This is a genomic window from Kribbella turkmenica, assembly GCF_004348725.1.
In the GTDB taxonomy this organism is placed as follows: domain Bacteria; phylum Actinomycetota; class Actinomycetes; order Propionibacteriales; family Kribbellaceae; genus Kribbella; species Kribbella turkmenica.
Genome location: NZ_SMKR01000012.1, coordinates 32281 through 56844, shown reverse-complemented (window position 1 = coordinate 56844; position 24564 = coordinate 32281). Strand labels below are relative to the sequence as shown.

The following is a 24564-nucleotide window of genomic DNA, read 5'->3' as shown; positions in this document are numbered from 1 at the left end:
GCCCGTCCTCTGAGGAGAAACATGGCCATCACCGACTTCGAGCGCTTCCCGCTGACCTTCGGCCCGAGCCCGGTGCACCGGCTCGACCGGCTCACCGCCCACCTGGGCGGCGCCCAGCTGTGGGCCAAGCGGGAGGACTGCAACTCCGGGCTTGCCTTCGGTGGCAACAAGACCCGCAAGCTGGAGTACATCGTGCCCGACGTACTCGCGTCCGGGGCTGACACCCTTGTGTCGATCGGCGGCTACCAGTCGAACCACACCCGCCAGGTGGCGGCGGTCGGTGCGAAGCTCGGCCTCAAGGTCCGTCTCGTGCAGGAGCGCTGGGTCGACTGGGACGACCCCGGGAACGACAAGGTCGGCAACGTTCTGCTGTCGCGGATCATGGGTGCCGACACACGGCTGGACCCGGCGGGTTTCGACATCGGCATCCGGCAGTCGTGGCAGGACGCTCTGGACGAGGTCGAGGCGAACGGAGGCAAGCCGTACCCGATCCCGGCAGGCGCCTCGGAGCACCCGCTCGGTGGGCTCGGCTTCGCCAACTGGGCGTACGAGGTGGCGGAGCAGGAGCGGGAGTTGGGCGTCTTCTTCGACACGATCGTCGTCTGCACGGTCACCGGCTCGACCCATGCCGGCATGATCGCCGGCTTCGCGGCGCTCGAAGCCGCCGGCGGCCGCCCGCGCCGCGTGCTCGGCATCGACGCCTCGGCGAAGATCGAGCAGACCCGCGAACAGGTCGGCCGGATCGCCCGCGCCACCGCACAGCTGATCGGTCTGGAGCGTGAGCTCCGCGAGGACGAGATCACGGTGCTCGAGGGTTGGGCCGGCGACCTGTACGGCGTTCCGGTGGAGTCGACCATCGAGGCGATCCGGCTCGCCGGTGGACTCGAGGGGATGATCACCGACCCCGTCTACGAGGGCAAGTCCATGGCCGGCCTGATCGATCTGGTCAGCAGTGGTGAGATCAGCAAGGACTCCACAGTGCTGTATGCACACCTGGGCGGCCAGCCCGCGTTGAATGCCTATGCCGGTGCGTTCTCGTGAGTACGGCGACCGCCCCGGACCTGAAAACCCTGCGTCGGATCGCAACCAGGGTGCTGTGGCTCTCGACCGCGATCGTCGACGCCGCCAACGCCGGCCGGCCGAACGAGACTGGCGTCAAGGTCGGCGGTCACCAGGCATCGAGCGCGTCGATGGTGGACATCATGGTGTCCTTGTGGTTCTCCGAGCTCGACCACACCGACCGGGTGTCGGTGAAGCCGCACGCGTCGCCGGTGCTGCACGCCATCAACTACCTGCTGGGCGACCTCGACCAGGCATACCTCCCACGCCTGCGGGAACTGGGAGGCTTGCAGAGCTATCCCAGCCGGCTCAAGGATCCCGACACCGTGGATTTCTCCACCGGTTCGGTCGGCATCGGCGCGACCGCGCCGCTGTGGGCGGCGATGGCTCATCGGTACGTGCGCTCGCATTTCGCGAGCACGGAGCAGGCCGGACGGTTCATCAGCCTGCTCGGTGACGCCGAACTCGACGAGGGGGCGATCTGGGAGGCGGTGGCCGAACCCAGCGCGGCCCGCCTCGGCGAGCTGCTGTGGATCGTCGACCTGAACCGGCAGTCGCTGGACCGGGTGGTGCCGGATGTGCAGATCCACCGGCTGCAAAGGATGTTCGAGGCCGCCGGCTGGCAGGTCATCACGCTGAAGTGGGGCCGCGGCATCTCCACGCTGTTCGAGCAGGATGGGGGCGAGGCTCTCCGCCGACGGCTGGAACTGATGCCCAACGAGGAGTATCAGCGCATCCTGCGAGCCGACGTACGCGATGTGGCCGAGCGATTGATCGGCGACGTACAGGATCCCGCGTTGGTGAACCTGGTGCGCTCGATCCCGGCGGCTGAGCTGACGAACGCCGTACGTGACCTCGGCGGTCACGACATCGGCTTGCTGCTCGACACCTACGGCGCTGTGGCCACCGATCGGCCCACCGTGATCTTCGCCTACACCATCAAGGGCCGCGGGCTGCCCACAGAGGGCCATCCGAACAACCACTCGGCCCTGCTGACAGCTCAGCAGATGGCAGCGCTGGCGGAGTTTTGCGGGACCGATCCGGCGTACCCATGGCGGGTGTTCGCACCCGACGATGTAGCCGCAGAGCTGTGCCGGCAACGCGGTGAGACCTTGGCGCGTCGTCGAGTGATCCCCGGCCCGGACCTCGACGTACCGCGGACCCTGGGTCATGCGCATCGGTCGACCGTGTCGACGCAGGCCGCCTTCGGCCGGTTTCTCACCGACCTGCACCGGGCCGCGCCCGGTGTCGCGGCGCGTGTGGTCACCACCAGCCCTGATGTGGCGTCCTCCACCAACGTGGGCGGCTGGATCAACAAGACCGGCGTGTGGTCGGTAGCGGATCGACACGATTGGTTCGCCGACGACCGCGAGCGCCTGTTGCGCTGGTCGGAGGTGACCAGCGGGCAGCACATCGAGCTGGGCATCGCCGAGGTCAACCTGGTGGGCCTGCTCGGCGAGCTCGGTGCCACCTGGAGCAGATGGGGCGAACGGCTGATCCCGATCGCGACGATCTACGACCCGTTCGTGTCCCGGGCGCTGGAGCCCTGGTCCTACAGCATCTACGCCGGTGGGCAGTCCATCCTTGTCGGCACACCGTCCGGCGTCACGCTCGCTTCCGAAGGCGGCGCCCATCAGTCCATCTCCACCCCGTCGATCGGTCTGGAGCAACCGGGGTGTGTGGCATGGGAGCCGGCCTTCGCCCAGGACCTGGAGTGGTGTCTGCTGGAGGCGATTCGCCAGATCGGCGTACCTGGTGGAACCTCGGCGTACTTCCGGCTCACCACGCGCCCGCTCGACCAGTTGGCTGCGCGGGTCCCGGAGGATCCGGGGCTCAAGGAGCGTCGGCGCCGGCATGCGGTCGCGGGCGGTTACCGGCTCACCGAACATGACCCTGCTGAGGAGCAAGTGATCCTGGTCGGCGTCGGCGCGGTGATGCCTGAGGTGCTGGCGGCGGCAGAGGTCCTCAACAGCAAGGGAATCCTCGCGGGGGTGGTCTGCCTGACCAGCCCCGACCTGGTGTACCGCTCCTTCTCTTCGCGCGGGGACCTGGCCGGACACGATGGCACCGACATCGCCAACGTGCTGTTCCCGCCCGGAAGACACTCCGCTCTTGTCACCGTCCTGGACGGTCATCCGCACACCCTCGCGTTCCTGGCCGGGCCTCGCGGTGATCCGATTCGCTGCCTGGGCGTCCGGGACTTCGGGCAGTCCAGCAGCCTGCCGGACGCCTACCGGCTGCACGGCCTCGACACCGCGGCCATTGTGGACGCCGCGCTGTCGGTGCTCGGCCGATGACACCGGAGCAGGCGCCAACGCTGGATGATCTCGACCGCAGGATCGTCGCGGCGCTTCAGGTGGATGGCCGCGCGCCGTGGAGTCGGATCGCCGATGTGCTGGGCGAGTCGGAGCGTACGGTCATGCGGCGCGGTGCCGAATTGATCGCCAGGAACGTCGTACGCATCTCCGCGCTTTTCGGGCCCAACGCGGCCGTGCTGGTGCGAGCAGAGTGTGCGATCGGGGCGGTGCGCACCACGGCGACCGCCCTCGCACAGCGGTCCGACAGTGTGTTCGCCTACGCGCTCACCGGGACGATCGAGTGCGTGGCTGAGATTCGGGTCAGCACAGCTGACCTGCCGGCCTTGGTTCTCGATGAACTGCCGGCAACCGTCGGGCTGGTACGGGCGCAGGCCGATCCGATCCTGCGGGTACTGCGTTCGGTCCGGCAGTGGCGTCCGCCCATCTTGAATCCCGCGCAGATCGCCGCGCTCGAGACCCCGCCGCACGGTGTGCAGCAGCCGAACACCGACGACCCGCCACTACTCTCACCGACCGACCGCGCGATCGTCCGGGTGCTCGCCGAAGACGGACGTGCCAGCCTGACCACGATCGCGCTTCGGGCCGGGATCAGTGAGTCCACGGCCAGGCGTCGCCTGGAATGGCTGCAGAACAACGGTCACCTGTGGTCAAGGGCGGTGGTCGAGCCGAGGTATCTGGGCTACCCGGTCGAGGCGATCTTGTGGATCAGGGTGCTGCCGGGCCGCCTGGAATCCTTCACCGCCCGGTTGGTCGCCGATCCGCACGTCCGCGAGGCGATCGCGATCGCCGGCGAGTTCGATCTCGCCGTGAATGTCGCGGTCCCGGATCAGGCCTCCCTGTACGGGCTGGTGGCCGGCTCCTGGCGAAGCCAGGTGCAGAGTGTGCAGGTCTCGGTCGTGCTGCAAGCGATGAAGCGGTCCGGCGTGCGCGTCCCCCTCGGCGCGCGGGATCTCTGACCCGGGTTCGAATCCCGCACCCCTTCGCGAACGCCCAGCTCAGAACACAGTCGACCTGCGCACGAACTTCGGTGCCAGGGTCAGCGATGGCGGGTGTCCAGATATCTGCGCGAGGAGGTAGATGATTCAGGAACTGGGCGACATGACGACCGCTCTGGAGCAAGCCGACGCGAATGACATGGCTGCTCTGTACAAAACGCTTGGGCTACGAGTTACAACCACGAAACCAGATCGCCTGAAGGCTGCATCAGCCCCGCTGTGCGTGGCTTTTAGCGTTGGTGTCCGAGGAGGAACACGCACCTTAACCACACGCCTGGCGCTCAACGGCTGAAACGGGCTGAAGGGCGCACCTAGGTGCCGCGCAGGCACTGATAGACGGTCGAGCCTCATGAGCTCCTCGCGGCTCGGTGGCGAGCGGGTGAGGGTCCCTCGGCCACAAGTCTTGTCAATCCGGCCGCGAGCATGGGGGATGGGTCGAGAGTATTTGAACTCGCCGGCACCGTGGACTGTCAGTTCGATCAGTGCCGAGCTTCCGGGCACCCTGTCGTCATGATGACGCCATTTGCGTAGTCTGTTGCGCTGCCCATTGGGCGGCTGCGTCGGCGACCGGGATCGTCGGATCCACCAGCCACGCGGCCTCTAGGCCGTAGCAGTACGCGATGATCTCCATTGCTTTGAGCCGCGGGTCGATGTCGTCGCGTATCTCGCCGCGTTGCTGTGCTGAGCGCAGGGTCGCTGTCACTCGGTCGATCGTCGTCCGGTAGCCCTCGACCAGGCGCGGGTGGAGGTCGGTGTCGGGGCTGACGTTCTCCCCGAGCACGACAGTGTTCATGCCGAGCAGGCTGTACACCTTGTCGTCGTGCTGGCTCGGCCAGCTGGCCATGTGCCTGGCGACGATGTCTACGATCTTGATGCCGGGGTCGGGCCCGTCGCCCCACAGCCACTCCTCGGAAAAGGCCAGGTGGCGATCCAGAACGGCGTTGAGCAGGGCCTCCTTGCTGCGGAAGTGATACAGCAAGCCGGTCTGGGACACACCCGCCTCGGCCGCGATGTCGGCGAGGCTCGTGCCACGCGCGCCGTTCCGGGCGATGAATCGTACGGCGACGTCGACGATGCGCTCCCGCGTCTCGAGGCCCTTGGCGGAGGTCTTGGGCTGCTGGGCAGCGGGCACAGTCGATCTCCTCGCATTGGTCGGGACGGTCGTGGCCAAGCATAGACAACTGACTGAGTAGTCGGTAGTTTTGGAAAACAGACTGAGTACTCAGTCTGGAATCGATGAGCGGGAAGGCCGATTCAATGAGTGCAGCTTTCCGGCGGGAACACCCGGTCGTTCGCCATGAGGGCGCTCCGCCGAGCCCGCACGAGCAGGTTCAGGCATTCCTGGACAGCGCCGAATCGTCGCCCGACCCGTGGAGCGCCGACATCGAGATAGTGCGCGCGGACGCATGCGCGAAGGTCTTGGCAGTGACCGGCGAGCCCTTGTCGGTGGCCTCCGTCGAGTCGGTCGACGCGGACGGCGTACCGAGCCGGCTCTACCGGACGACCGGCGCGGAACGGGAGGTGCTGGTCTGGGCGCACGGCGGCGGCTGGATCCATGGCGACCTCGACACCGCCGACGGTGTCGCCCGCGCGTTGGCGAACCGGGCCGCCTGCGCGGTTTTGTCGATCGACTATCGGCTCGCGCCCGAATATCCCTTCCCGGCCGGCTTCGACGACGTGTGGACCGCTGTCACGTGGGCATCGCGCAGGTTCGACGGCGTGGCCGTCGGTGGCGACAGTTCGGGCGGCAATCTCGCCGCGGCAGCGGCACTCAAGGCGCGCGATGAGGGCGTCCGGCTAGCGTCCCAACTGCTCGTCTACCCTGCGCTCGACAGCGTCGAGGACACCGATTACAAGGTCGCGTTCCGGAGACGGTACGCGGACTTCGCGGGCCGGCCGGGGTTCGGCTCCAACAGCTACCGACGGCTGAAACACATCTGGGAGACCTATGTGCCCGACCCAGTCGTTCGCAAGACGTCGTACGCGTCCCCGCTCCATGCCGAGTCCGTGTACGGGGTCGCGCCCGCGACGATCATCACTGCCGAACACGACTTCCTCCGAGGTGAGGCCGAGGACTACGCCCAGCGCTTGGGGACGGCCGGTGTACCGGTCGAGCTGTTCGACTACGCGGGCCAGATCCACGGCTTCTTCGAGATGTTCACCGTCATGACCGACGCGCATCACGCCGTCGGTGTGGCCGGCACCGCCGTGCGCCTCGCCTTTCAGTCCAGTCACGCCAACGAGCCTTCGAGGGAGATGTCGTGCGATCGCTGACGCAGTACCGCAGAATCGTCCAGGTGGCCGCGGTCGCCGTACTGCTGCTCCTCAACGCCTGTGCACCCGGCGGGAACTCCGACGCCGGCCCGGCGCCGTCCAAGCCGGTGTCCACCGGCGTCGGCAGTGAGCCCGTCACGCTGAAGCTGCTCGTCAACAGCGGCGTCGACGTCCCGTTCTACACCGCACTCGGCGAGCTGTTCCACGCCAAGTACGACAACGTCACGGTCAAGGTGGAGAACCAGGATTACGCCACCCTGACCACGACCATCGCGCGCATTCTTGCCGGGAGCAACGTGCCTGACCTGGTCCGCGTCTCGCAGTTGGGCAACCTGATCGAGGACCGCCTGCTGACCAGCCTGGACCCCTATGCCAAAACGTACGGGTGGGACCAGTGGCCGCAGTCGCAGTTCGCTTCCACCCGCGTCGGTCCGGACGGCAAGCAGCGTGGGACAGGCGCGCTCTACGCCGCCGGCGCCGGGTTCGGCCTGACCGGGGTGTACTACAACAAGGCTCTCGCGCAGCGGATCGGGATGACGCGACCACCGGCGACCGTCGCCGAGTTCGGGCAACTGCTCGCCAAGGCGAAGGACGCCGGCTTGCAGCCGATCATGATCAACGGCAAGGACGGCGGCAGCGTCTATCCACTGCAGAACCTGGTGATGTCCTCCGCCGGCGACGCGCAGGCCGTCCAGGACTGGAACTACGCCAAGCCCGGCGCGAGTATCGACAATCCGGCAACGGTGAAGGCCGCCACGACGCTGCAACGCTGGGGACAAGACGGGTACTTGCCGGCCGACGTGAACGACATCGACCAGACCCGGGCGCCGGCCGAATTCGTCAAGGGCAACGGTGTGTTCTTCCCGAGCGGGAACTGGCAGGCGCCTGGACTCGACAAGGCCGGGGCCGGCGAGTTCGGGTTCTTCCTCTTCCCGCCCGGCGAGGCCGGTGGCCCGTCGTACGCGATGACAGCCGCGGCCAACCTGGGTATCCCGGCGAAGTCGCCCAACGCAGATGTCGCGGCCGCGTTCCTGGACTTCGTGCAGACGAACCAGCAGGCGCGGCAGGCCACGGTGACCCTCGGCGGCCTCGTCCCTGCGGGTCCGTCGAACGCGTCCGCGCCGACCGCGCCCCAGGGGTCGGCGGTCGCGGCCACAGTCAGCGCGTTCCAGGAGTTGCTGACGAGCAACGGGCTGGTCGGGTTCATGGCTGATGCCACGGCGTCGATCCACGTCAACAGCCTCATCCCGCAAACGCAGCTGCTGCTGGCCGGCAAGACGACGCCCGAGGCGTACGCGGCCAAGGTGCAGTCCGACTACGAGCGCGACCTCGGGCAATGATTCCGGCGAACCGAACCGGAGGTGATGCCGTGCGGAGCATCTCGAGCCCGCCGGTGATGCGGCAGGCTTCGTCCATGACGGGCCCGTCTGGCGCGCCGGCCGCAACGCAACCCGCCGTACCGCGCCCAATCCCACCGCGGACCCGGCACTGGAGTGCGCTCCTCTGGATCGCGCCGGCGTTCGGCATGTACGCCGTGTTCGTGCTGTATCCGATGCTGCAGTCCGTTCAGTACTCGTTCTACGACTGGGACGGCATCGGCCCGGCGACCCCGGCCGGGCTGGACAACTGGAAGGCGATCTTCACCCAGCCGGAGCTGCTGCACTCCGTGGAGCACGCATTCATCCTCATCATCTTCTACACGATCCTGCCGGTGGGCCTCGGGCTCATCGCCGCTTCATTCATCCGCGAACTCCGGCCTGGCGCGTTCAGCACGACCGCCCGGGTAGTGCTGTTCGTCCCGCAGGTGCTGCCCCTGGTCGCGGCCGGCATCGCCTGGACCTGGATGTACTCCTCCGACGGGCTGGTCAACCAGGTCCTGCGCGCGGTCGGCCTCGACAGGCACGCCCGGGCGTGGCTCGGTGACTTCACCTTCGCCTTGCCCGCGGTCGGCGTGATCGGAGTCTGGGTGATGCTCGGCTTCTGCACGGTGTTGCTGCTCGCGGGCATCGGCAAGATCGATCCGGCACTCTACGAGGCCGCTCGACTGGACGGCGCCGGGCGGATCAGCGAGTTCTTCGCCGTGACACTGCCCGGGCTGCGGCGGGAGCTCGTCGTGTGTACGACGTTCACGATGATCGCGGCGCTGGCGAGCTTCGACGTCGTCCAGATCGCGACACAGGGCGGCCCCGGCTACCAGACGATGGTTCCCGGCGTGGAGATCTACCGGCTTACGTTCCTGCAGCAGCACGTCGGCCAGGCCTCGGCGCTCGCGGTGTTCCTGGCCGCACTTGTGCTGCTGATCATCTGGCCGATCCAGCGTCTCGGGAGGGAGAAATGACGACGTCCGGGATCACCCACCGGGTCACGCGCACCGCGATCCTGCTGGCACTGATGCTGTTCGCGGTCGTGCCGCTGCTGAGTATGTTCACCACGGCGCTAGCGGAACCGGGCAGCACGCCCCAGGGACTCAGCTGGCCGAGCGACCCGCACTGGCACAACTTCGTCGACGCGTGGAGCGCGGCGAACTTCGTCGCCTTGTTTCGCTCGAGCACCATCATCGTGCTGGGTGTCGTCCCGGCCACGGTCGCCATGGCCACCGCCGCGGGCTACGCCCTCGCCCAGCTGAACGTGCCGTTCGGCAAGGCGATCTACGGCCTTCTGCTCGTCGGGCTCACCCTGCCATTCGAGGCGCTCATCACCCCGCTGTACTACGACCTCCAGAGCATGGGCCTGCTCGGAACGCGGCTGGCGATCATCCTGCCGCTCATCGGACTGCTCATGCCCTTCGGTGTCTTCTGGATGCGCGCGCACTTCCTCGGCGCCGAACCGGCGCTCACCGAAGCCGCGAAGGTCGACGGCGCCAACACCTGGCAGACGTTCCGCCGCATCCACCTGCCACTCGCCACCTCCGCATGGTCCGCGCTGGCGGTGCTGTTCTTCCTCGCCAGCTGGAACCAGTACCTGCTGCCCCTCGTCCTCGTCGACGACCCGACGAAGCGAACCGTGGCCGGCGGCCTGGGCGCCTTCCAAGGCCAGTACGGCACCGACATCGTGCTGCTGTGCGCCGGATCCCTGCTCATCATCCTGCCCTCGCTGGTGATCTTCCTGATCTTCCAGCGCAACTTCCTCAAGGCGTTGATGCAAGGAGCCGTGAAGTGACGACACCCGCACTCCACCGAGAGGATCGGGTAGCCCGCCACAGCGTCCTCGTCGGGCCGGCGACCTCACAGCTCAAGGAAACCGAAGTGGATCCGCCCGGGCCAGGCGAAGTACTGATCCAGGTGATCGCGAACGGCCTGTGCGCCAGCGAGCTGCCGACGTGGACGCGCGGCCCGGTCGAGGGCGTCCCGAGAACCCTCGGGCACGAGCCGGTCGGCCGCGTTCTCGAGGTCGGCGGCGGTGTCGGCCCAATCGCGATCGGCAACCTCGTCACCGGCCGGTGGACCGCCTCGTTCACCGAACTGATCGTCGTGCCGGCCGAGTACGCCGTCGTCGTACCGCCCGGACTCGGCTACGAGGCCGGCATCGGCGAGCCACTCGGTTGCGTCGTCGAGGCTCTGCGCCGAGCTCGGGTCGACACCGGCGATCGCGTCGCCGTGGTCGGAGCCGGTTTCATGGGGCTGTGCCTGCTCCAACTCCTCGCGACCAGTCCCATCGGCGAGCTCGTCGCGATCGACGTGCGAGCGGACGCCAAGTGCGCCGCACTGGCGTACGGCGCCTCCTCCGCGCGCGACCCCGAGGACATGGATCAGATGACCGACGCGTTCGACGTCGTCTTCGAGGTGAGCGGCACCCAGGGCGGCCTTGACCTGGCCACCGCGCTCACGCGATCAGGCGGCACACTCGACATCGTCGGCTACCACCAGGGCACACGCACGGTCGACCTGCAGGCCTGGAACTGGAAGGCCCTCGACGTCGTCAACGGACACGTCCGCGACCAGCGGCAGCTCACCGACAGCATCCGGCGTGGCCTCGACATCGCCGCCGGCGGCCGCATCGACTACGCGTCACTGTTCACCCACCGCTACCCGCTGAGCGACATCGACCAGGCTTACGCGGACCTACGCGCCAAGCCCGATGGCTTCGTCAAGGCGCTCATCGTGATGAACGAGCAATGACCCCGGCAAGGCACAGAAACGAGGGCTACCGGTTCGACTCGTACATCATCGCTGGCATGGCGTGGGCCACCGTCTGGCCGAGGTGGGTCGACGACTCCGATCGATCGAAACAGGTCTGTTCATGACGCCAGGCGTGATTGTTTCGCCGCCAGTTGGCGACGTAACGGCTGCCGACCTCACCTACCGGAAGCAGATCAGCAGCCGGACACTGCTCGCTGCGGTGCTCGGCGAACCTGGCCAGCATTCAACAACGATGCGCTGGAAGGTCTCCACTACGAAAGTCATGCGGTACCTGTACTGTTCGGACCCCAGGCGACATCGATGCCGTGGCGACAGGTGGCGATTTCGCTCAACTGGTCGAGGTCGCGCAGCGTTAGCGATTGCGTTGACCAGTCCCTCGGAGACGCGGTATTGGGATCGATAGGCCCGTCCACGTTCCCGGTCTCAAGCTCCAGGTGGGTTCCACCCTCGAGTGGACCGCTACCTTCGCGAAGCCCGGACCAGACGCCTCACAGGCCAGTGCGCAGTCTCGCCTGGGCCTGGCAATCTATGACCGTGGCGAGGAACGACAGGTCCCCGGGGGTGCCCTCGAGATTGTGCACGAGGTCGACGGCAAGAATTACCACCTCAAGACCGTCACCACCGCATCGATCTCCCATGGCGCCACCGATCAGCATCCCACCCCGGCCGATCGTCGCTTCTTCGTGCGGCTCGGTGGAGCCAAGGTTCGCCCCGGCGCCAAGATTCGTCTGGCGGAACTCGGCCGTATTCCGGACCAGTGTCTGACACGATTTCACCGGAACACGGACATGGGCAACATCGAGCCGTCCGACCAGGCTGCAAGACCCCGCCTGGCAGGCACAGCAATACTGCGGGTCCAGGTCCGCCAGCCAACATCGGGCACCGTGTTCCTCGCGTTGTACGAAGCCGACGAATGACGTGTCGGCCCGATCAAACAGACCATGGCCCAGCAAACGAGGCGCACCCGTACACCGACACAGGGATGCAGATACGCATGTCAACGGAGGTTGAGCGCGGAAAGGCACGGAACTCGTTCGCACACCAGAAGATCCAAGCACCGGAAGACTTGGGAGAGTACGTCGGACCAAGCATTCACCCGTGTGAGTCGTTGCAGTGGTTTTGTCGTGGCGTGCATGCATCCCGGAGCTCGCCGGCCGGATCGACGGTGTCGCAGTTCGGGTCCCGCTCGAGGATGGTCGCTCACCGACCTGGTTGCCGCGCTGGCCGAACCTGTTACCGCCGAGCAGGTCAACCAGTCCTTCGACGACGCGGCATCGGGCCATCTGAAGGGTCTGCTGCGGTACAACGAGGGCCCGATCGTGTCGCGCGACATCATCGGCGACCCCGCGTCCTGCATTTTTCGACGCACCGCTCACCCAGGCGAACGGCAATCTCGTCAAGGTTCTCGGCTGGTACGACAACGACTGGGGCCTCACCAACCGTCTGCTTGATCTCACTGAAGTCGTTGCCCCAATACGTCGCGTGGTCGACTGTCGGAGGCTGCTTCAACACCGCAGCGTCCCGCCATCCACAGCATCAGAGTCGCCTCCGGCTGAGCCGCGGCATGATCGGTCCGCAGGTTGGCAGCGTCGCCCCGTGGTGGCGGGGGACAGGCAGTCGTAGTCTCGAGAAGGGGCGGCTGATGTCGTCCTGGGTGTGCGGGCTGGGAGGAGATGAGTGGTGGTTGACTCGGTCGCACCACATGGTCTGCATCATGTGACTGCCATTGCGGAGGATCCGCAGCGCAACGTCGATTTCTACACCACGGTGCTGGGTTTGCGACTGGTGAAGAGGACGGTCAATTTCGACGCCCCGGACACCTATCACCTGTACTACGGCGACGCCTCGGGCCGGCCGTCAACCCTGCTGACGTTCTTTCCCTGGCCGGGAGCTCCGAACGGCAGACAGGGCACAGGTCTCACGACAGCCACAGCGTTCAGCCTCCCGCCGGACTCGCTCGGCTGGTGGCAGCAGCGCTTGCAGAGCCTCGGCGTCGACGCGGACGCCCCGGTCGCCACCTCCGATGAGGAGGTGTTGCGGCTGCGCGATCCCGACGGCCTGGTGATCGAGTTGGTCGCTTCCGACGGTGACGCCCGGTCCGGCTGGGACGGCGTCGCCGCCATACCGTTCGACAACGCGATCCGCGGGCTCTTCTCGGTCACCATGACGGAGCAGTTGCTCGACCCGACGGCGGAGATGCTCGCGGGCATGCTGGGGATGCGACACGGTCAGGACACATCCGATGGGTCACGGTTCGTGATGTCCGGCGGAGTCGAGGGTACGGCGGTCGACGTCCGGCCCAGCAACGTGTCTCGTGGAGTTCAGGCAGCGGGAACGGTCCACCACATCGCGTTCCGGGCACCCGACGGCGAGACCCAGGCGAAATGGTGCATGGAGTTGATCGAGGCCGGAGTACAGGTGACCGAGATCATCGACCGGCAGTACTTCACCTCGATCTACTTTCGCGAACCGGGCGGTGTCCTGCTGGAGATCGCCACCGACCAGCCAGGCTTCACCATTGACGAACCGCTGCTGAAACTCGGCCAGCACCTGAAGCTTCCGCCCTGGCTCGAACCGAACCGCGAGCAGATCCAGGCCTCGTTGCCAGCGCTGCGCGTGCCACCTGCCCCGCAGCCGGACGACGCCGACAGATGAGCGAGGACCCGCTCCGGCGGCTGCACGTCTGGCAACCGGGTTCCTCCGCGCCCCCGCTGCTGTTGCTGCATGGCACGGGCGGCGACGAGCACGACCTCGTCGTACTGCGGCAGCACCTGGCGCCCGGCGCACCCTTGCTGTCGCCTCGGGGGACGGTGTCGGAGCAAGGGATGGCTCGGCACTTCCGCGGGCTCCGGGAGGGCGTGTTCGATGAGGACGACCTTCGGCTGCGCGCCGACGAGCTGGCCGCATTCCCGTCGCCGCCGAGAAGAAGTACGACGTGCCCGCTGGCTCCTGGCTGGCCGTCGGCTTCTCCAACGGAGCCAACATGGCCTCCGGGCTGCTGCTGCGGCACCCGAGTCACTGGTCGGCGCAGTACTGCTGGCCGCGATGCTGCCCTTCGCCGACGACGAGCCCAAGGACCACGCGCTGGCCGGCAGGCGGGTGCTCATCGTGAACGGCGAGAGCGACCCGATGGGCACGCCCGAGCAGACCAGCAGGCTGACCAAACAACTCCGTCGACGAGACCCGGACGTCGAACTCCTGCCGTTCTCCGGCGGCCACACCGTCGACCCCGGTCAGCTTCCCCGCATCAAGCAGTTCATCGACGCGAGCAAGCCGAGCTGACACCAGCAGTTGGCGGGGTACTGGGTGCTGTCCGGCCGCCGTGCGCGAGACGCTCTCGGCGCATGGTCCGCTTCACCGATTGCGCCGGCACCCGATCCGGCGGCCGCTACCGGCCCTGACCAGAGTTGGCGATCAGCGGGGGAACAGCGGGTGGTAGTCGCGGCTAACCTGATGGACCTTCCGGTAGCCAATTGTTCCGAGCACCACAGCCGCTGCGACAGCGGCGGTGACACCGATCACCGTACGCGCCCCGGCGCCCGCGCCCAGTGCCTGACAGACAACCGCGGCAAGCACGCCAGTCACGACCGCGTCGACAACGCCCACGATGAGCGGCGATCCCGAGAGCCAATGCGTGACACCGACCCGGCTTCGAAAAGCGTACGTCTGCATCAGGCCCGGTTTGTCGTCGTGATGGCTTGCGACGAAATACGGCTCCAGCTCCGGGGCGAGCTCGATGTAGGCATGCCGCAACCGGTTCATCCCGAGCACCAGCCAGGCGTCCTCGACATCCGCCTCGATCAGCCGGAAGAAGGTCCCCACACCAATGAGCAGGACCACCGGAAGGATCAGCATCGCGAACGTCCGGAAGTCCGACCCGAAGCCTGTCGCGTTCGCCACAAAGGAGAGCGCGATGACCGCGGCCGACAGAACCGTCAGGTACGTCCCGGTCCGGCTGAAGATTTCACTCCACGTCATGCCGCGAGTAGCGAGCAGACTCCAGTGCTCAGTCACCAGGAACTGCACATGCGGGTTACGGCTGATATCAAGCCCACTCAGCGACACCGGCGGCCGCCGCGACGGCTGCTGCCCCATCCCCTCGCCCATACTCCCACCCGCCTCGCGACTACCACCAGGACATCACTACGTCAGAGTCCCACGATGGGCGCGTTCTCGACGGTCCAGCGGAGCTCGTAGGTGTTGCGGTAGCTGGGCGGCCAGAACTAGCCGAACCGGCCGTCTCTCTCGGTGTACCACTCGCCGGGGGTCGGACGTCCGTTCTCTTTGTACGTCGTCCCGCCGCCGGGCTCGAAGACCTGCGTCGCACCGTCAGGGAACACGAACTCGCCCGCCGTCAGCGCCCGCTGGACCAGCGCGGCCGCAACCAGGTCGCCGTCGGACGCGTCGACACCGTCCAAGCCCTGCACGCCGGGGTCACGCGTTCCTGATCGCGGAAACCTCGATCTCGAGGGTGATCTTTTCGGAGACGAGGACGCCGCCGCCCTCTAGCATCGCGTTCCAGGTGACGCCGAAGTCCTTGCGATTGATCACGGTCGACCCCTCTAGACCGAGTCGCCGATTGCCGTATGGGTCGACGGCCGTACCGACGTACTCGAAGTCGATCCTGACCGGTTTGGTGACGCCGCGGATGGTGAGGTCACCGGTCACCCGGTAGGTGCTGTCGTCAATCTGTTCGACGGCGGTCGACGTGAAGGTGATCTCCGGGTAAATGCTCATGTGGAGGAAGTCGTTGCTGCGCAGGTGCTCGTCGCGCTGACTGTTGCGGGTGTCGATGCTGCTGGCCTGGATGCTGACCCGCACCGAGGAGTTCGCGGGGTTCTCGCCGTCGACGTGGGCTGAGCCCTCCCAATCGTTGAAGGATCCTCGCACCTTGGTAACCATGGCGTGCCGGGCAACGAAGCCGACGCGGCTATGGGCGGTGTCGATGGTGTATTCGCCGGTGAGGTCTGTTGATGCGGTCTTCATGGTGTCTCCTCGCTGGTAGCTGGCTGCGTCTCAGCTTGGCTCCGTCGGGCCAACGATCGCGCCCGGAGGAGACACTGGCCGATCCACGGGTCGCGCCCAGGGGCACAGCCAGGGGGCCTCCCTGGTTCGTCGCGGGGCCGCCGACGGCGATCGTGCTCGTACGGCAATCGAGAGTGGGAGACGATGACATCCACAAGCACAGCTTCGAAGACATCGGTTTCGCCGGCCGCGAAGCACGCGGCCAGGTTCTCGGGTTCGGTACTGCCCATCGCCTTGTTCTCGATCCCGCTCGGCCTGGCCGGGCTGGGTGGTGCCTGGGAGGCGGCGGGCCGGCACCTCGGCGCGCCAGCGGCACCCGCCGACCTGGCGTACGCGGCCTCCGCCGTCGTCTGGGCGACCTTTACCGGCATGTACGTCGTCGGCGCTATCCGGAACGACTCCGGCGGGTTCAAGGTGGATCTCCGCCATCCGCTGTTCGGCCCGCTCACTGCCTACGTCCCGGTGATCGCGATCCTCCTGATCGCGCGCTACGCGACCGGCCTCGGCCAAGCCGCTCAGTGGCTGACCTACGTCGCCGTTGCCGCGCTCGCGATCAATGCAGCGGCGTTGGTGGCGCACTGGCTCAGCGCGCCGCTGGAGCAGGACGCGATGCACCCGGGCTACTTCCTGCCGGTGGTGGCGGGCCCGTTCATCGCCGCCATCGGCCTGGTTGCCGTGGGCGACCGCTCCGCGGCCATCGCGGTGTTCGGCGTCGGGACCTACTTCTGGTTGCTTCTGGGAGCCGTCATCACCAGTCGCCTGTTCTTCGGTACACCGCTTCCGGAGCCCTTCAAGCCCGTCCTTTCCATCCTGTTGTCGCCGCCAGGAACAGCCAGCCTCGCATGGTTCGCCATCACGAACGGCGAGATCGATCATCTGCAGGCGGCGGTCGGCGGCGTCACCGTTTTCACCCTGCTGGTCCAACTCTTCTTCGTGCCCGACTACCTGCGGCTGCCGTTCAGCTCGCAGCACTGGGTCTTCACCTTCCCGCTCGCGGTAGCGGGCGCCATTGGAGTCCGCTGGGCAGCCGGCCTCGAGTTCGACGGTTGGGAGGTTGTTGCCTGGCTGATCCTGACTGTCTGCACGGTGTCAATCCTGGCCATCCTCGGTTGCACTCTTCGCGACTTTGCCGTTCGGGTGCTGGCCGGCCGGCGGATCGCGAGGACGGAGCCATGAGCACCGTGGACGGCCGGGCCGGAGCTTTACCCACATTGGGGGCAGGGACCGGAACGCTCGTTCTTCGCATCACTGCCCGTCCTTCTCCTGGGCCGCGAGTTTGTCGGCGTACATCGTCCGCCAGAACGCGGCGACCTTCTTGACCTCAGGCGATGGGTGGCGCGAATTTCGCGGCTTGCGTCGCGACCAGCTTCCGCGAGCTGGTGAGAAATTGGTCGTAGGTGGCCAGCTCCGGCCTGTCCGGATCCAGGCCCGCCTTTGCGAAGGCCTTCTTGTCGTAGAAGATCATTACTGGGTTCGACTTCCACGGCAGCTGGAAGTACTTGCCATCGTTCGACTTGTACTGCCCGGCGGCCGTGCCGCTGCGGTCCTCGACATACGACGTACCGTCATCGAGGCTGTCGAGCGCCACCAGGCCACCCTGCTTCTGGAACTGCGATACCGACGCGGGTGATGTGTTGAAGATCAGGCGGGGCGCGTTGCCCGCTGTGATGGCCGCACCGAGGACCTCTTCGGAACTCTTGCCGGCTGGAATCTCCTGGGCGGTGATCTTCTGGTCCGAGTGAGACGAGTTCCAGGCAGCGACCATCTGGTTGCCCCAGGCCACCTCCTCGGCGTTGTTCGACGTCCAGATTGTGATTCGACCCCTGGTCTGTGCGGTGGTGCCCGATCCACTGCCGCCATCGTCATCAACAACGTAGATGGCCGCTGCAACGACCAGGAGAATGGCCAGGAGCCCGGCTGTAAGCGGGCGCCCGATCGATGTCAACCGCATAACTCCTCCAACACAATCAGTTCGATGCAGAGTTGAGCAGGCGCTGTGCGAGACCCTCGCGGGTCCGGTCGTGGACAGCCCGGCCATTGCCATGCGTGGCATGAACGGGCGCCTTGCCCGACTCCCGATGGAGATGCCCGACGGTGTACCCGTCGGGCGTTTCTGCCATGAGCGCGGGAGTCGGGTCGGCGTGGTGACAGCAGGGGTAAGCAACGCGCCCCCGTTGCGCCAGACGGATCGCGGCGGTGCAGGAGGGCATCGGCCGTGTTGCCGCTACCGTAGTGAACTGAATGCGGCCCGCACCTCAGTCGTGAAGAGCTCCGGCTCCTCCCAGGCGGCGAAGTGGCCGCCGCTGTCGACCTCGTTGAAGTAGGCGACGCCGGGGTAGACGGTCTCGACCCAACTGCGCGGGGCAGCCCAGATTTCGCCCGGGAACGTTGTGAAGCCGACGGGAGCCGAAACCGGCGGAGGAGCATGGCCGGCCGCTCCGTGTAGGAATTGTCCGAACTCCCAGTACCACCTGGCGGCCGAGGCGCCGGTGCCGGTCAGCCAGTACAGCGTGATGTTATCGAGGATGCTGTCCCGGGTCAGGTTGCCGACGGGCTCGCCGTCGACGAACGCGCGAGAGATCTTGTAGTAGCTGTCCGTGTCATGGTCGAGCATCCACGCCGCCAGTCCGATGGGTGAATCCAGCAGGGAGTAGCCAATCGTCTGCGGCCGGGTGGACTGCTCCAGGAAGTAGCCGAAGCCGTCCGTGGTGAACGTTTTGAGCGCGGCGTGCGCAGCGCGTTCCTGCTCGGACTCGGCCGGCAGCAGATCGACGATGCCCAGCGCCGTCGCAAGCAGGTTGACGTGGATTCCCACCAGCCCGTCGGGCCCTTGGCGCCCCATCGCGTCCGTGACCGCGGCACCGACATCGCCACCCTGGGCAACGTAGCGGGTGTACCCGAGGCGATCCATGAGCTTCGCCCAGGCTTGTGCGATGGGGCCGTTCTCCCAGCCGAGTTCGGTTGGCTCGCCAGAGAAACCGTAGCCGGGCAAGGACGGCAGCACGAGATGGAATGCGTCTTCGGCCTTGCCGCCGTGAGCGGTCGGGTCGGTGAGCGGGCCGACTGTGTCGAGTAGTTCGATGACTGAGCCGGGCCAGCCATGGGTCATGATCAGCGGCAACGCGTTCTCATGCCGCGACCTGACGTGGACGAAGTGGATTTCGACCCCGTCGATCTCGGTGGTGAACTGCGGTAGTGCGTTCAGTCTGGCCTCGCACTTGCGCCAGTCGTACTCGCTCGTCCAGTAGCGGGCGAGTTCCTGCAGGGTCGTCAGCTGCACGCCCTGCGATCGGTCTCCGACGAGTTCCTTGCTGGGCCAGCGCGTGGCCGCGATGCGCCGGCGCAAGTCGTCGATCTGCTCCTGTGGAACGTCGACCTGGAAAGACTGAATCCCGGTCGTGGTGTCGAGGGTGGTGCTCATCTCGCCTCCTTGGCGCCGCGATCTGAAGGCCGCACGGATCTCGGTCGTGCAGAGGTCCGGCACCTGCCAGGCCGCAAGGTGGTCAGGATCTCTTTCGCGAGACCTGATGCGGTTGGTGACGCCACTGAGCCTGCTCTTCTGATCTTGACGGGGCGCCCGTGGAAGGCCCTGGTCTGCTCCCGGGTCTACTCGGCCCGGGGGGCTCGCGATCAATGTCGGTAGCGGCCGTCGAATCGTGTACGGGCGCTCGGTGAGGCGGAGCCTGACGACGATGCCGTCCTCGACCAGCGCAGGTCGTAGGTGTTGCGGTGGCTGGGTGGCCAGAATGAGCCGAACTGGCCGTCCCCGTCGGTGTGCCACTGGGTCGGTCGACCGTTCTCGACGTATGTCGTCCCGCCGTTGGTGTCGAAGACCTGCGTCGCGCCGTCGGCGTACACCAGTTCGCCGACCGTCAACACCCGCTCCACGAGCGCCGGTGCGACCGCCTCGCCGTCGGACACGGCGACATCATCCGCGCCGTGCATGGCCGAGGATCACGCGTTCCGGATGACAGAGACTCGATCTTCAAGGTGACCTTCTCGGAGACGAGGACGACGCCGCCCTCGAGCGCGTTCCAGGTGACGCCGAAGTCGTTAGGGTTGATCACGACCGATTCCCCCAGGCCGCTGGGTCGCGCTGATCGCAGGCGCTCAGGTGTGGCTGGCGCAGGGCTGCCTGGCTCCGGCTATGTCGGCACGATCCTGTCAGGGATCGTGGCACAAGGCATTGGGCTCGGGCTGATGGTGGCGCCACTCACGGCGGCGGTGCTCGTGGTCGTCGCCATGTTGGGGTAGGTCAGTTCGGCCTCGACTACTCCGCTGTTCGCGACACGCTCTCGGTCGGAACGGTCGACTCGCCGCCGGTGACGAAGGCTGCGCGTGGATGTTGTACCGAGGCCAGCGAGACGATGTCCCGGCCGAACACGGCCGCGGTCAGCCAGATCGCGAGGACCCGGATCTTGCGCTCCCAGCTGGGGACGGCCAGTACGTGGTAGCCCCGGTGCATCAGCCAGGCTGGCAACCCGGTGATGACAAGGCGCCCGTACTGGAAGATGCCGCGGCCGATGCCGAGAGTCGCGATCGCGCCCAGGCTGTGGTGGAGGTACTTCCTCGGTCGCTTGCCCTTCAGGGTGGCGGCGATGTTGCGCGCGAGGAGTTTCCCCTGCCGGTAGGCATGCTGGGCGTTCGGCACCGTGAGCGCGCCCGGAACAGGCGACGCGAGATCGGGCACCGCGGCGTCGTCGCCCGCAGCCCAGGCATCGGGCACGGGGTCGTCGTCGGTGCCGACCCGCAGGTCGGGCCGTACGACGATCAGGCCGCGTTGGTCGACGGGTAGATCGGTGTGCCTGCCGATGACGGGATTGACGCCGTTGCCGGTGGTCCACACGATCAGCTCGGAGTCGAACTCCTCGCCGGTAGAGAGCACAACGTGCCCGCCGACTGTTGAGGTCACCTGTGTGTTCAGGTGGACGCTGGCACCGCGCCGTTCCAGTGAGTTCACCACCCAGCGTCCCGGCCGGTCGGTGACTTCGGGCAGGATCCGGCCTGACGCCTCGACGAGGTGGAACCGCAGCTCGTCCCGGCTCACCTCCGGGTAGCGCTTGAGTAGCGCGGTAGCGAGTGACAATAGCTCGCCGAAGCCTTCGACTCCGGTGAATCCGCCGCCGACGAAGGTGACTGTGAGCAGTTTGCGGCGGCGTGGCCCGGGCGCGAGACCGGAGGCCAGGTCGAACGCGGTGAGCAACTTGTCCCGGATGGCAACGGCCTCTTCGACGTTCTTGAGGCCGATCGCCTGCTCGGCGATACCAGGTACGGCGAATTTGCGGGTGACGGCTCCAGCTGTGACGACGATGACGTCGTACCCGAGTTCGATGCCGTGCCCGTCGACGTGCGCCACCGTCACCACACGGTGCGCGTGATCGATCGCGGTCACCATGCCGGCGACCAGGCGGGTGCGGCTTAGATGACGCCGATGCGACACCGCTGCGTGTCGCGCCTCGATCGAACCAGCCACCACTTCGGGGAGGAAGGGCTGATAGGTCATGTACGGTCGGCGGTCCACGAGAGTGACCTCGGCGTCGCCCGACCGGAGTCTCTTCTCCAGTTTCCACGCCGCGTAGAAGCCGGCGTAGCCGCCACCGACGATCAGGATCCTACGCATGAAGTCCTCCCCGTGATGCCAATGGCGGAGCGCGGTGGGCAAGGGCAGCGCGCAGTCGCGCACGTCCGCGGTGCAGGCGGCTGCCAACGGTGCCTGGTTTGATGTCGAGAACGGGCGCGACCTCCTTGTTGCTCAGACCGTCGATGTCTCTGAGCAACACGGCGACGCGGTATTCGGGAGGCAGGTCCGCCAGGGCATCACGGCTGTCGTTGTCGACGATCCGAATCCGCCAGCAGTTCCTCCGGGTTCTGCCGACCAGCCGTGTGCTGGTCGACGACATCCTCACGAAATCGCTGTAGCCGGACTCTACGGTCGCGACGGACCTGGGAACGAAACAGGTTCACCGTGATCCGGTACAGCCACCCGTCGAAGTTTCCGGGCGCGTACGTCGCCACGCTGCGGAAGACCTGAACGAAGACGTCCTGGGTGAGGTCGCAGGCGTCATGACGATCACAGGTCAAGCCGCAGGCGAGCCAGTAAATCTGTGCGAAGTGATTCTGCATCAAGTCGTCCCACGATGTGTTCGCGTCGATCGGCTGATGGGTCGGGACGGTGCTGGAGCCAGTTATCGAGGGCCGCCGAGAGGGCTCGTTCTGTGCAGCAGAGGACTGGGGCGATGGTGAACGAACGTGATGAGGGCCGGGATGGTTTGGAGCAGCCGACCGATGGCGGATCTGCATCGCCACCGGGCGACTCGGCTCTCGGGCACGGCGAACACGACGAGGGCGGCGGACCGTGATGCGTGCGTCAAGAGAGAACCGCGTGGACCAGTCAACGGCTGTCGTTGCAGATCGATGTCGAAGAAGACGTACATGTGTTGCCGCACGAGGTCGTCGACGGTGGTTCCGCCCGCTGTGGCGCGTCGGGCGCGTCGACAACCACAATGACTCCGATCCCACGCCGGTGAGCAGCGTTGAAGGCAGCTCCCAGGACAGCCCATGCCGCGTGCTGGATCGTGATCGGAGGGCATCACAGCGACGACCCGGCCGGCGGCGCTCCCGGGTTGCGGCGTCCCGGCGTCGCCAACCACGGCGACGGGCCGCTGCGACCGGGCGGCGACCTGCAGGGTCACTGACCTTCTCGAACGACGGCGGGGGTGACAGGTGGCGCCGCGACCCAGCACGATCAGGTCTGCTCGGTCACCCTCGAGCGCGATAGCGCGGGCGGGCTCGCCGGTATGGATCCGGGTGGTGATCGCGACGTGGGGCGCAACCCGTCGGGCGCGCTCCGCGGCCTTGTCCGGCAATCGCTGGGCGGCGTCGTACGCGCCGGCGTCGCCCTGTCCGACGTAGTCAAGTCCGAACGGTTCCCAGGGAATGACGTGCAGAATGTGGAGGGTCGCCTGCCGAGCCGATGCTTCGGCCGCAGCCCAGGCGACGGCGTCGACACCGTCCGTCGGGCTGTCAACGGCCACCAGGACGAAAGAGGTGGTTCGAGGCCGTTCGCGGCGTAGTGCGTCCAAGTGATACATGAGCGGTTCCCTTGGGCCAGAGGATGCGGGGTCTACCCGGTGGCCTTCAGATACGGGGCCAGGAACGTGCCCAACACCTCGAGCATCTGCGCGGGCGCCTGCTCGGCGACCCAGTGCCCGACGCCGGCGATGACCGCGGTCTGTACGTCGCTCGCAGCGGGCTTGATGCCCCCTGCCGCGGCAGGACCCCAGCTGTTTTCGCCACCGATCCCGAGAACCGGGATCGTCAGCTTTGTGTGCTGGCGTTGTCCGTTCTGCGTCAGGATGGCGTCCCATGCACGATAGAGACCGAAGCTGGCTCGCAGGGCGTTCCGGTCGCGGTTGTACAGGCTGACGTAGTAGTCGATGGCGTAGTCCGGCAGCGTCGCTCCACCGCCCTGAACGGTGAACTCGTAGCGGTAGAAGGCGTCGGCGTTGCTTCTAACCATGTCGACGATCAGCTCGTCGTTGACGCGGTTGAATGGGATGTGCCAGAGCCTGTTGTTGAGGAACTCGGGAAGGAACAAGGGTGGCGGGGCGTGCTCGGGGTCTACAACTCCCGGTGGTCCGGGGATCTCAGCGACGACCAAACGGCTGACCCGGTCGCGGTGGTCGGCGGCGAGCGCGTAGCCGATGATGTAGCCGGTGTCGTGACCGACCACAGCGAACTGCTGGTGGCCGAGTTCGGTCATGAGTGCGGCCAGGTCGTCGGCCAAAGTAGCTGTGTCGTACCCGTCGCGGGTCTTTTCAGTCAGCCCGATACCGCGCTGGTCGACGGCGATGACAGTGAAGTCGCGAGCCAGCGCCGGCATCAGGAAGCGCCAGGCGAACCAGTTCTCCGGCCAGCCGTGCACCAACAGCAGCGGGGGACCGTCACCGCCGATGACCGCGTGCTGGCGGACGCCGTTGGCCTCGATGAACCGGCTCCTGAAGGTCCTGGTGAAACCGGCCGGGAGCCTCGGAGCGGTGGAGACCGAGCCGATGCCGTCCAGCAACCGCTTCGGCGCTGCGGAGGCGGTGGATGTCGCCAGCCCGCCGAGCAGTGACACCCCGGTAGCTGCCGCGGCAGTGCCGACGAATCGACGGCGCGAGAAGGGGCGCCGGACCGCGTGGGATTGCGACACGTCGCTGACGACCTTCGTGGGCGGATCTGAGGGAGAGGTGCTCATGGAGGGACTCCTTCGAAAGGGACAGATCCGCTGTGGTCTGTCGTCCTCTCTGAGAGTGGTGCTCTCCGCCATCCGTTGCGCCCGTGGGCTTCCCTGGTCCCCTCCCTGGTTCACGGGCACACCGTTCCGGCCCGTGTTTGCGGTTTTGCCGCGGCGACGCGGCCGGTCGAGCCGCTCCAGCAGCCAGCGCCGTCCTCGTTGACAAAGAGGCGTTCTGGACCGAATGGATCAGCCGGTTGACCGCAACCTTCACCCTCAAGGCGTTTCTCGCCAGTGGTTTCCTCGCAGAGGCCGAGGCCTGGCGCGACTGCCTGGTGCGTAGCGTGATCGACAATCCTTCGGACCTGCAGATCATGTACGCCGTCGGCGGGACCGATCACATCCCCGAGCAGACGCTCGACTGGCTACCCGGGTATGCAAGCTCGAGGCCCGTCCGGGTCGGGAACGCCGCAGCTATCCGGCCCGTAGTTGCGCCGACCCGTTGCAGGACCAGGGACTGCACCGGGGGCGAGATG

Annotated in this window: 26 protein-coding genes and 2 pseudogenes; 15 read left to right on the top strand and 13 right to left on the bottom strand. The window is 66.8% G+C overall.

All coding sequences use genetic code 11. The features are described 5' to 3' along the window. Positions 1-21: 21 nt before the first annotated feature. The 4 genes from E1218_RS04765 (at position 22) to E1218_RS04750 (ending at position 4664) form a co-directional block, all read left to right on the top strand. Positions 22-1041, top strand: a complete 1020-nt coding sequence (locus E1218_RS04765) for a 1-aminocyclopropane-1-carboxylate deaminase (protein WP_132316619.1) — start codon at positions 22-24, stop codon at positions 1039-1041. Continuing rightward, entirely contained in the window at positions 1038-3356 is a 2319-nt protein-coding gene (locus E1218_RS04760) for a transketolase-like TK C-terminal-containing protein (RefSeq protein ID WP_132316617.1), read from the top strand. Before E1218_RS04765 ends, E1218_RS04760 begins: the two co-directional genes overlap by 4 nt. Continuing rightward, positions 3353-4333, top strand: coding sequence for an Lrp/AsnC family transcriptional regulator (locus E1218_RS04755; protein WP_132316615.1), 981 nt, complete (start codon positions 3353-3355; stop codon positions 4331-4333). Before E1218_RS04760 ends, E1218_RS04755 begins: the two co-directional genes overlap by 4 nt. Before the next feature lie 121 nt (positions 4334-4454). Beyond that, a complete protein-coding gene (locus E1218_RS04750) occupies positions 4455-4664 on the top strand; it encodes a hypothetical protein (RefSeq protein ID WP_132316613.1) in 210 nt (69 codons plus the stop codon). A 216-nt stretch (positions 4665-4880) separates the two neighbouring features. On the opposite strand, the gene E1218_RS04745 is transcribed toward E1218_RS04750, so the two are convergent. Continuing rightward, the gene (locus tag E1218_RS04745) at positions 4881-5504 is read right to left on the bottom strand and encodes a TetR/AcrR family transcriptional regulator (protein ID WP_132316611.1); all 624 of its coding nucleotides are present in this window, start codon (positions 5502-5504) and stop codon (positions 4881-4883) included. A 104-nt stretch (positions 5505-5608) separates the two neighbouring features. Between E1218_RS04745 and E1218_RS04740 the strand changes: the two genes are divergently transcribed. The 5 genes from E1218_RS04740 to E1218_RS04720 all read left to right on the top strand — a co-directional run bounded on the left by E1218_RS04740 (position 5609) and on the right by E1218_RS04720 (position 10764). Next, positions 5609-6646: an alpha/beta hydrolase gene (locus tag E1218_RS04740; RefSeq protein WP_132316609.1), complete on the top strand. Its 1038-nt coding sequence runs from the start codon at positions 5609-5611 to the stop codon at positions 6644-6646. Beyond that, positions 6634-7986 (top strand): ABC transporter substrate-binding protein, encoded by a 1353-nt coding sequence (locus E1218_RS04735; protein WP_132316607.1) that lies wholly within the window; start codon positions 6634-6636, stop codon positions 7984-7986. The genes E1218_RS04740 and E1218_RS04735 overlap by 13 nt, the downstream gene beginning before the upstream one ends. A gap of 74 nt (positions 7987-8060) precedes the next feature. Further along, entirely contained in the window at positions 8061-8984 is a 924-nt protein-coding gene (locus E1218_RS04730; protein WP_132316605.1) for a carbohydrate ABC transporter permease, read from the top strand. Further along, on the top strand, positions 8981-9805 hold the full coding sequence (locus tag E1218_RS04725; protein ID WP_132316603.1) for a carbohydrate ABC transporter permease: 825 nt from the start codon (positions 8981-8983) through the stop codon (positions 9803-9805). Before E1218_RS04730 ends, E1218_RS04725 begins: the two co-directional genes overlap by 4 nt. Further along, positions 9802-10764, top strand: coding sequence for an alcohol dehydrogenase catalytic domain-containing protein (locus E1218_RS04720; RefSeq protein ID WP_165949117.1), 963 nt, complete (start codon positions 9802-9804; stop codon positions 10762-10764). Before E1218_RS04725 ends, E1218_RS04720 begins: the two co-directional genes overlap by 4 nt. Before the next feature lie 25 nt (positions 10765-10789). Here E1218_RS04720 and E1218_RS04715 read toward each other — a convergent pair whose 3' ends face one another. Beyond that, the gene (locus E1218_RS04715) at positions 10790-11008 is read right to left on the bottom strand and encodes a hypothetical protein (protein ID WP_132316599.1); all 219 of its coding nucleotides are present in this window, start codon (positions 11006-11008) and stop codon (positions 10790-10792) included. Positions 11009-11360: 352 nt separating this feature from the next. Between E1218_RS04715 and E1218_RS04710 the strand changes: the two genes are divergently transcribed. From E1218_RS04710 to E1218_RS36535, 4 genes are all read left to right on the top strand, one after another. After that, positions 11361-11702 (top strand): hypothetical protein, encoded by a 342-nt coding sequence (locus E1218_RS04710; protein WP_132316597.1) that lies wholly within the window; start codon positions 11361-11363, stop codon positions 11700-11702. Positions 11703-11726: 24 nt separating this feature from the next. Further along, positions 11727-12236, top strand: a complete 510-nt coding sequence (locus E1218_RS38095) for a hypothetical protein (protein ID WP_407657572.1) — start codon at positions 11727-11729, stop codon at positions 12234-12236. A 265-nt stretch (positions 12237-12501) separates the two neighbouring features. Beyond that, on the top strand, positions 12502-13440 hold the full coding sequence (locus E1218_RS04700) for a ring-cleaving dioxygenase (RefSeq protein ID WP_233712005.1): 939 nt from the start codon (positions 12502-12504) through the stop codon (positions 13438-13440). Between the two features lie 390 nt (positions 13441-13830). Continuing rightward, complete coding sequence (locus tag E1218_RS36535; protein WP_202865782.1) at positions 13831-14067, top strand: hypothetical protein; 237 nt, start codon at positions 13831-13833, stop codon at positions 14065-14067. A gap of 132 nt (positions 14068-14199) precedes the next feature. Here the strand turns inward: E1218_RS36535 and E1218_RS04690 are convergent, their stop codons facing one another. From E1218_RS04690 to E1218_RS04680, 3 genes are all read right to left on the bottom strand, one after another. Beyond that, positions 14200-14892: a hypothetical protein gene (locus E1218_RS04690; RefSeq protein ID WP_132316593.1), complete on the bottom strand. Its 693-nt coding sequence runs from the start codon at positions 14890-14892 to the stop codon at positions 14200-14202. Between the two features lie 116 nt (positions 14893-15008). Continuing rightward, a complete protein-coding gene (locus tag E1218_RS04685) occupies positions 15009-15212 on the bottom strand; it encodes a hypothetical protein (RefSeq protein ID WP_202865781.1) in 204 nt (67 codons plus the stop codon). 7 nt (positions 15213-15219) lie between these two features. Beyond that, on the bottom strand, positions 15220-15771 hold the full coding sequence (locus E1218_RS04680) for a YceI family protein (protein ID WP_132316591.1): 552 nt from the start codon (positions 15769-15771) through the stop codon (positions 15220-15222). 183 nt (positions 15772-15954) lie between these two features. On the opposite strand from E1218_RS04680, the gene E1218_RS04675 reads away from it, so the two are divergent. Beyond that, the gene (locus tag E1218_RS04675; protein ID WP_132316589.1) at positions 15955-16986 is read left to right on the top strand and encodes an SLAC1 family transporter; all 1032 of its coding nucleotides are present in this window, start codon (positions 15955-15957) and stop codon (positions 16984-16986) included. A 145-nt stretch (positions 16987-17131) separates the two neighbouring features. On the opposite strand, the gene E1218_RS04670 is transcribed toward E1218_RS04675, so the two are convergent. The 8 genes and pseudogenes from E1218_RS04670 to E1218_RS04635 form a co-directional block, all read right to left on the bottom strand. Beyond that, complete coding sequence (locus E1218_RS04670; protein WP_233712004.1) at positions 17132-17755, bottom strand: ABC transporter substrate-binding protein; 624 nt, start codon at positions 17753-17755, stop codon at positions 17132-17134. A gap of 279 nt (positions 17756-18034) precedes the next feature. Beyond that, on the bottom strand, positions 18035-19231 hold the full coding sequence (locus E1218_RS04665; RefSeq protein ID WP_132316587.1) for an epoxide hydrolase family protein: 1197 nt from the start codon (positions 19229-19231) through the stop codon (positions 18035-18037). A 209-nt stretch (positions 19232-19440) separates the two neighbouring features. Continuing rightward, positions 19441-19731 (bottom strand): hypothetical protein, encoded by a 291-nt coding sequence (locus tag E1218_RS04660; protein ID WP_132316585.1) that lies wholly within the window; start codon positions 19729-19731, stop codon positions 19441-19443. Positions 19732-20080: 349 nt separating this feature from the next. After that, positions 20081-21430, bottom strand: coding sequence for an NAD(P)/FAD-dependent oxidoreductase (locus E1218_RS04650; RefSeq protein WP_132316583.1), 1350 nt, complete (start codon positions 21428-21430; stop codon positions 20081-20083). Beyond that, positions 21423-21710, bottom strand: coding sequence for a sigma factor-like helix-turn-helix DNA-binding protein (locus E1218_RS37005; RefSeq protein ID WP_233712003.1), 288 nt, complete (start codon positions 21708-21710; stop codon positions 21423-21425). The genes E1218_RS04650 and E1218_RS37005 overlap by 8 nt, the downstream gene beginning before the upstream one ends. Further along, positions 21628-21933 (bottom strand): sigma factor, encoded by a 306-nt coding sequence (locus E1218_RS37000; protein ID WP_233712002.1) that lies wholly within the window; start codon positions 21931-21933, stop codon positions 21628-21630. The genes E1218_RS37005 and E1218_RS37000 overlap by 83 nt, the downstream gene beginning before the upstream one ends. A 581-nt stretch (positions 21934-22514) precedes the next feature. After that, positions 22515-22901, bottom strand: a pseudogene (locus E1218_RS38090) (universal stress protein); the annotation flags it as partial. 32 nt (positions 22902-22933) lie between these two features. After that, the gene (locus tag E1218_RS04635) at positions 22934-24049 is read right to left on the bottom strand and encodes an alpha/beta fold hydrolase (RefSeq protein ID WP_132316579.1); all 1116 of its coding nucleotides are present in this window, start codon (positions 24047-24049) and stop codon (positions 22934-22936) included. Positions 24050-24132: 83 nt separating this feature from the next. Here E1218_RS04635 and E1218_RS37910 point away from each other — a divergent pair. Next, positions 24133-24498: pseudogene (locus tag E1218_RS37910) on the top strand (glycoside hydrolase family 15 protein); the annotation flags it as partial. Positions 24499-24564: the final 66 nt, after the last annotated feature.

Coding starts and splice junctions, on each gene's coding strand:
- E1218_RS36535 (WP_202865782.1), top strand. CDS start 13,831: ATGCTGCCCTTCGCCGACGACGAGCCCAAGGACCACGCGCTGGCCGGC.
- E1218_RS04750 (WP_132316613.1), top strand. CDS start 4,455: ATGATTCAGGAACTGGGCGACATGACGACCGCTCTGGAGCAAGCCGAC.
- E1218_RS04675 (WP_132316589.1), top strand. CDS start 15,955: ATGACATCCACAAGCACAGCTTCGAAGACATCGGTTTCGCCGGCCGCG.
- E1218_RS04665 (WP_132316587.1), bottom strand. CDS start 19,231: ATGAGCACCACCCTCGACACCACGACCGGGATTCAGTCTTTCCAGGTC.
- E1218_RS38095 (WP_407657572.1), top strand. CDS start 11,727: ATGGCCCAGCAAACGAGGCGCACCCGTACACCGACACAGGGATGCAGA.
- E1218_RS04650 (WP_132316583.1), bottom strand. CDS start 21,430: ATGCGTAGGATCCTGATCGTCGGTGGCGGCTACGCCGGCTTCTACGCG.
- E1218_RS04715 (WP_132316599.1), bottom strand. CDS start 11,008: ATGCTGGCCAGGTTCGCCGAGCACCGCAGCGAGCAGTGTCCGGCTGCT.
- E1218_RS04730 (WP_132316605.1), top strand. CDS start 8,061: ATGACGGGCCCGTCTGGCGCGCCGGCCGCAACGCAACCCGCCGTACCG.
- E1218_RS04725 (WP_132316603.1), top strand. CDS start 8,981: ATGACGACGTCCGGGATCACCCACCGGGTCACGCGCACCGCGATCCTG.
- E1218_RS04690 (WP_132316593.1), bottom strand. CDS start 14,892: ATGGGCGAGGGGATGGGGCAGCAGCCGTCGCGGCGGCCGCCGGTGTCG.
- E1218_RS04635 (WP_132316579.1), bottom strand. CDS start 24,049: ATGAGCACCTCTCCCTCAGATCCGCCCACGAAGGTCGTCAGCGACGTG.
- E1218_RS04765 (WP_132316619.1), top strand. CDS start 22: ATGGCCATCACCGACTTCGAGCGCTTCCCGCTGACCTTCGGCCCGAGC.
- E1218_RS37005 (WP_233712003.1), bottom strand. CDS start 21,710: ATGTCGTCGACCAGCACACGGCTGGTCGGCAGAACCCGGAGGAACTGC.
- E1218_RS04740 (WP_132316609.1), top strand. CDS start 5,609: ATGAGCGGGAAGGCCGATTCAATGAGTGCAGCTTTCCGGCGGGAACAC.
- E1218_RS04755 (WP_132316615.1), top strand. CDS start 3,353: ATGACACCGGAGCAGGCGCCAACGCTGGATGATCTCGACCGCAGGATC.
- E1218_RS37000 (WP_233712002.1), bottom strand. CDS start 21,933: ATGCAGAATCACTTCGCACAGATTTACTGGCTCGCCTGCGGCTTGACC.
- E1218_RS04680 (WP_132316591.1), bottom strand. CDS start 15,771: ATGAAGACCGCATCAACAGACCTCACCGGCGAATACACCATCGACACC.